The organism is Pseudomonadota bacterium (assembly GCA_026388215.1).
In the GTDB taxonomy this organism is placed as follows: domain Bacteria; phylum Desulfobacterota; class Syntrophorhabdia; order Syntrophorhabdales; family Syntrophorhabdaceae; genus JAPLKF01.
Genome location: JAPLKF010000157.1, coordinates 1 through 4,285 on the forward strand (window position 1 = coordinate 1; position 4,285 = coordinate 4,285).

At 43.9% G+C, this 4,285-nt stretch carries 5 protein-coding genes; 2 read left to right on the top strand and 3 right to left on the bottom strand.

From position 1 onward, the window contains the following. From NTU69_09025 to NTU69_09035, 3 genes are all read right to left on the bottom strand, one after another. Window positions 1–347 (bottom strand): potassium-transporting ATPase subunit KdpA (locus tag NTU69_09025; GenBank protein MCX5803650.1); only part of this gene is annotated, 347 nt, incomplete at its 3' end. Between the two features lie 187 nt (window positions 348–534). After that, on the bottom strand, window positions 535–1,230 hold the full coding sequence (locus NTU69_09030) for a response regulator (GenBank protein ID MCX5803651.1): 696 nt from the start codon (window positions 1,228–1,230) through the stop codon (window positions 535–537). Continuing rightward, window positions 1,220–2,836 carry a DUF4118 domain-containing protein gene (locus tag NTU69_09035; protein MCX5803652.1) on the bottom strand — a complete coding sequence of 539 codons (1,617 nt, stop codon included), beginning with the start codon at window positions 2,834–2,836 and terminating at the stop codon, window positions 1,220–1,222. The genes NTU69_09030 and NTU69_09035 overlap by 11 nt, the downstream gene beginning before the upstream one ends. A 321-nt stretch (window positions 2,837–3,157) precedes the next feature. Here NTU69_09035 and idi point away from each other — a divergent pair, with 321 nt between their 5' ends. Then, the gene (gene idi, locus NTU69_09040) at window positions 3,158–3,676 is read left to right on the top strand and encodes an isopentenyl-diphosphate Delta-isomerase (protein ID MCX5803653.1); all 519 of its coding nucleotides are present in this window, start codon (window positions 3,158–3,160) and stop codon (window positions 3,674–3,676) included. Between the two features lie 460 nt (window positions 3,677–4,136). Beyond that, on the top strand, window positions 4,137–4,285 hold a 149-nt coding region (locus NTU69_09045; protein MCX5803654.1), incomplete at its 3' end, for a 6-phosphofructokinase.

Sequence of the window (4,285 nt, forward strand, 5' to 3'; positions counted from 1 at the left end):
GTGTTGGTTACGAACGATATGGCGGTATTCAACGCAGTGTCCCAGCGGACAGCACCAAAGCCCATCGGATTGAGGGGTAATCGGCCCTGAATTATCTGCAGCAAAAAGAGCACGACAAGACCAATCCCATTGAAAAGGAGAAGGGCAAATGCATATTGTTTCCAGGACATCTCTTCATTCTCATCCACCCTGCAAAACCTGTAGAAACCTGACTCGATGGGGCGAATCATAAAACTGAGAAAGGTGCGTCTACCCGTGAAGACTGCTGCCATATAGCCACCTAAAGGCACTGCCAGAAGCATGAGAACGCCAAGAAAAACTACAATATAGAGTATATCGTTCGCCATCGCATTAATCCTCCCTGCGGGTTATCGTTTACATTTTAGATTTTAAACAATCCAATATAAATTTGGCGTTAAAAAATCGGCATTAAGCATAAAAAAAATATAAAGAATGTTGTGATATACAGAAAAAGACGAAATACTGAAGCTATCTTATTAGAATTTGGCCAGTGAAGAGATTAACAATTGTAGATCAATCTCTTGTTACCAGCCGATACCCTACCCCGGGTTCAGTGATGATGTAAGTGGGCTGCGAAGGATCGGCCTCGATTTTGCGGCGCAGTTGGCCGATGTAGACTCGCAGGTATTGCGTTTCTTCCTGGTAATTCGGTCCCCAGATGGCACGGAGGAGTTGCCCATGGGTTACAACCCTACCTGCCTGTAAGGCAAGATATTTCAAGATTTCATACTCTGTTGGTGTGAGCTTTACATCCTCTCCCTTGAGTATCACATTGCGGTGCGCCAGGTCCACTGTGAGTTCACCAAAAAAGGTAAGTACCGGTTCATCCTCTGATTTGGCTACGTGACGGAGGGCAACACGAATCCGGGCTAAAAGTTCTCCCATACTGAAAGGCTTGGTAACGTAATCATCTGCACCAACATCAAGGGCTTTAATCTTATCGTCTTCATGTTCTCTAACAGAGAGAATAATGATAGGGATCTGTGTCCATTCACGAAGACGTTTAATTACCTCAATGCCATCAAGGTCTGGCAACCCCAGATCGAGGATAATTAAGTCCGGATGAAATATTGCTGTCTGATTCAAACCCTCATGCCCTGAAGATGCCTCGGCAATATCATAGCCGTAGCCGGACAAAGCGGCCTTCAACATCCGGCGGATCTGCTTCTCATCATCGATAACAAGTATGCGCGCACCATCAGACGGCATGATCCGCTCCTTGTTTGGTGTCTATAAGATCCAATGGCTGTTCGGATACAGGCAAAGAAAAAGTGAACCGGTTACCGTATTCGGAAGGTGAATCAACCCATATTCTCCCACCGTGAGCTTCAATGATCCCTTTACAGATCGACAGGCCAAGCCCTGTCCCGCTTACATGCTTTAAGGAATGTAGTCGATAAAACTTATCAAACACATGCTCCCGCTCCTGCATGGGAATTACCGGACCACGATCGGCTACGGTAACCAGCAATGTTTTGTCGCTGTAATGAGCAGAAATGGAGATTTCGCTATCTGGTGGTGAATACTTTATGGTATTTTCCAACAGGTTAATTATTACCTGTTCCATGAGAATAAAATCAGCCTTCACAAGAGGAAGGTCCTGAGGGATATTAATCCGCAATGGATGTCCCTGTAAGATATCATTAATCTCCCTCAGCACAACACCCACAATATCCTGGATGTCACACCACTGCTTATTTGGTTTTAATATACCACTTTCAAGTCGTACCATATCAAGAAGATTTGCTACGAAACGGTTCATGCGCTGTGCCTCTTCCTTGATCGTCTGTAAAAGGACCCCTTTGGCCTCCTGGCTGTAAACGTTTTCTTCTGAGAGGAGGCTTGTTACTGCCCCTGTAATGGAAGCAAGGGGTGTGCGCAAATCATGGGAAATGGAATTGAGTAATGCTGTGTGCAATCTTTCTGACTCGGCCAACCACTTCGCCTGCTCGGCTTCTTTTGCTAACTGCACACGGATTATTGCCACAGCGGCAAGGTTGGTAAACGCTTCAATAAGTTGCAACTGTTCAGTCGTAAGGGTTTCGTCCTCAGAATTGAGTTTAATAGCAAGGACAGCCAAGGTTTTATCTTCTGCTTTAACGGGAAATAACAGCTCCTTTGCTCCCCTGATAATTTCTGTTCCCTTCCCGGCACTTTGACCATGCTCCAAAACCCAATGTGCAACTGCCCGTTCTTTTTCGTCAGGCAAAGTGCTGTGGGGCGGGTGAGCGGCCACTTCACGCAGAATGTCAGTATCAGGGTCATGGATAAGTACAATTACCTCGCCGTTTATGGTTTCAGCCACCTTTTCTACAAAGGTTTTCAAAACTTGCTGCAAATCCGTTTCCGCGGCTATTTCCCGGCTGAACGCGTATAAAGCAAGCGTTCTTCTCTCTCGTTGTCTGGTTTTTTCCAGTTCATTCCGGAGCTTTGTTGCCATTGTTCCGGTCACAAGGGCTATGAGAAGGAAAATAACAAAACTGAAAACATAACGTACATCGCTCACCGTAAAGCTGAGAACTGGAGGTACAAAGAAAAAATCAAAAGCCAGTACACCTAAAAAAGCTGCAAAAAAGGAAGGTCCTTGCCCCCAACGAACTGCGCTAATAAGTACCGGTAGCAAATAAAAAAGGACAATATTTACAAGATCAAAAAAAGGGGCCAGAACTTTCCCAATGACCGTGACGATCAGTACTGTTAGAAATGTCCACAAATAGTGTTTGAGAGACACGTGAGTGGAAAAGGACTGACCCGACTTTCTCTCCTTTTTTTGAACGGTTTTATCCATTAATGCGCCAACACTTCTCTCAAGCATCTTTCAGTATTGTATTCAAATTATGGACTGAACACACACTTTTTCTTGATCCTCTTTTCTGTCTATGGCCTTCAGAAATATTAAACATTAGAATTTACAAATAATATACATCAGAATATGCCCGAAGTCTACGTGTTCCCAATGAGTTGGGATGAGTTGGGGGTTACCTGAGTTTCTATTACAGATTTTAAAGAAATTGTAAACCAAACCTCCATGTATCTATGGCCATATCAGTACCCATTTTTTCTTTAAGATAGACCAGATTTTACTGAAGTTTTTATTGACTTTCAGACTACTACAATCTTTAATAAAATACCCTCTATGGATACACTCATTCTTGTTGATAAGAACGACAGAGAAATAGGTTATGAAGAAAAAGAGCGTTGCCATCTTATCCCGACAAAACTTCACCGCGCATTCTCTATATTCATTTTAAATACAAAAGGCGAAATGCTCATACACAAGAGATGCGGCATAAAACAAACATGGCCAGGGTTCTGGACAAACGCCTGCTGTTCTCATCCAAGAAAGGGTGAAAGCTTAGAAACGGCCACAAAAAGACGCCTTCAAGAAGAACTGGGATTCAAATGTGATTTGGAATACCTGTTTACATTCCGTTATAAGGCAAATTATAACAGAAAATATGGAGAAAATGAAATAGACCACGTTTTTTGGGGAACCCACGATGGAATAGTAAAACCCAATAGAGAAGAAATCGAGGACTGGAAGTTTATGGCAATAGACAAATTATTAGTAGATATAAAAAAACATCCGGAAAGATACACCCCCTGGTTCAAAAAGGCGCTTCCAAAGGTGCTAAAACATATTCAAAAGGCATAAGGATTAAACCTTCACAGCTTCATGGAATAGTGTCCTGTCCCATTAATAGCTTTACAGTTCAATCACTGCTCTTCTCGAACCGGAAAAAGGAGATCCCTTCGCACTCCGGCACTCCATTCCCGACCATCACCCGCAAGCGGGTACCCGAGATTTGCTTCACTTAAACGGGCAAACTTGCCCCCGCTCTGGCGGGGACTTCGGACATGCCCGTTTCCCCTTCGGGACGTTCCACATTTAGCCGGGTACCCGTGGGAACTTTACGGGTGGCAAGCGGTCATTTTGTGATGTCGTGCTACAGTGAACTCCTTTTTCTCTGAAATGTACAGAAGCGTTAGGGACAGGACACGAGCACAGAGAAACATGGGAACAATAAGGGATAAAAAGGTTAAAGGGCTTGACCTTGTATTATTAACATCATACAATTATCTAATCAATTTCCAGTATTTATCAAGGGGGGTTTATGGTCTGGGGAAAGAAAATAGCCATAAATACGGGCGGTGGGGATGCACCGGGACTGAATGCGGTTATTGAGGCCGTGGTCATGTCCTCTTCAAAAATGAACTGGGAAGTTTACGGTATTAAGAACGGCTATGCCGGGCTTCTCAATAC

What these genes read in the sequence shown, in the direction of transcription:
- NTU69_09030 (MCX5803651.1), bottom strand. Translation starts at nt 1,230, where the DNA reads ATGCCGTCTGATGGTGCGCGCATACTTGTTATCGATGATGAGAAGCAG.
- NTU69_09035 (MCX5803652.1), bottom strand. Translation starts at nt 2,836, where the DNA reads ATGCTTGAGAGAAGTGTTGGCGCATTAATGGATAAAACCGTTCAAAAA.
- idi (MCX5803653.1), top strand. Translation starts at nt 3,158, where the DNA reads ATGGATACACTCATTCTTGTTGATAAGAACGACAGAGAAATAGGTTAT.